The organism is Endobacter medicaginis (assembly GCF_014192375.1).
Classification (GTDB): domain Bacteria; phylum Pseudomonadota; class Alphaproteobacteria; order Acetobacterales; family Acetobacteraceae; genus Endobacter; species Endobacter medicaginis.
Genome location: NZ_JACHXV010000061.1, coordinates 1 through 1,142, shown reverse-complemented (window position 1 = coordinate 1,142; position 1,142 = coordinate 1). Strand labels below are relative to the sequence as shown.

The 1,142-nt window shown below is 57.5% G+C and carries 1 protein-coding gene; it reads right to left on the bottom strand.

What is annotated here, in order from left to right; all coding sequences use genetic code 11:
- Nucleotides 1–259: 259 nt before the first annotated feature.
- Nucleotides 260–982, bottom strand: a complete 723-nt coding sequence (locus tag FHR90_RS17180; RefSeq protein WP_176626830.1) for a hypothetical protein — start codon at nt 980–982, stop codon at nt 260–262.
- Nucleotides 983–1,142 lie beyond the last annotated feature (160 nt).

Sequence of the window (1,142 nt, the reverse complement as noted above, 5' to 3'; positions counted from 1 at the left end):
TTGTCGAAAGTCAAAATCATGGCCGTTTCTCCCTGTGTTGGTTGCACCGGCAGCCAGATTTCCCCTCCGCATTGCCCTGCTATTACAGGATGGCAAACTCATTCGCGAATTGCAAGAAAAAAGTACAGTAAAAGATGAATAATCCGGATGTAGACGTTTAATAGACGTTTGAAAGACTTTCTCGGACGCAAGTGACTACGCAAGCGAGACTTATAGACGTTCATAGACGTTGCTTGCATGGTCACTTGCGTCGGAACGCCTACCTGATGCCGCCAATCTCGCTCGCAGCAGCGTCCATCGCAGCAATGAACTCCGGCGACACGCAGCCGGCCCACGCCGACGCCACCATCATGCGGCCGGGCTCGCCATCAAGGCGCAGGCTCGGAATTGCGGCGATTGCGATTTGCCATTGCCGAGCTGTCAGGCACAGAAGCCTACCGCCGCCGTCCGGACCACAGTCCGCATTGATTAAATTCCTGCGATGAGGTTCGAACCTCAGGTCCCTGAAATAGCGCCCGGACACTGCATAAAACTCGCTTTCCGGCACGGCTCTGAGAGCGCGATGCCGACCGTGGATTCTGAAGTGTCCCCGCGGTCGGGCCATGTCCGCAGACGCCCGCGCCATCTCATCAAGCCGCTGGCGCACCAGCCCCGCGCGCTCGACGACAGCGAACCGGACATCTGACATTGAGCACGCAATCAGCTGCTGTCGCCCCGACACGCACAGCGTGCTGCCATGGTTCTGGTGCCGGTCGGCGTAGAAATACAGCTCGCCAATATCCGTGAACCCGACATTGGCAGCGCGAACCTGGCCGTCGAAATCAGTGAATTCCAGCCGCCGGCAGATTCTCAGGACGTCGGCGTCGTCGACTTCGGCATCAAGATTCCGGCGCAGAACCTGGGCGACCTGTTCGATACTCTGCGCCGCCGTAATCTGCGGCTGCAGGCGTGTCACGTTCTCAGTAATCTGGTTGTCGTTCATGTCCTTGTCCTGTTGTTGTGGTCGTAGGCATGGCCATCAGATGGCCGTGATTTATCAGCCGGCGTTCCCATTCCGACCGGTCTATTTACGGAATCTATAGTCTAATTATGCGGACTTTCGGCCAGGCCACTGCTCGCAGCACCATCACGCGCAGCAGCTG

Coding starts and splice junctions, on each gene's coding strand:
- FHR90_RS17180 (WP_176626830.1), bottom strand. CDS start 982: ATGAACGACAACCAGATTACTGAGAACGTGACACGCCTGCAGCCGCAG.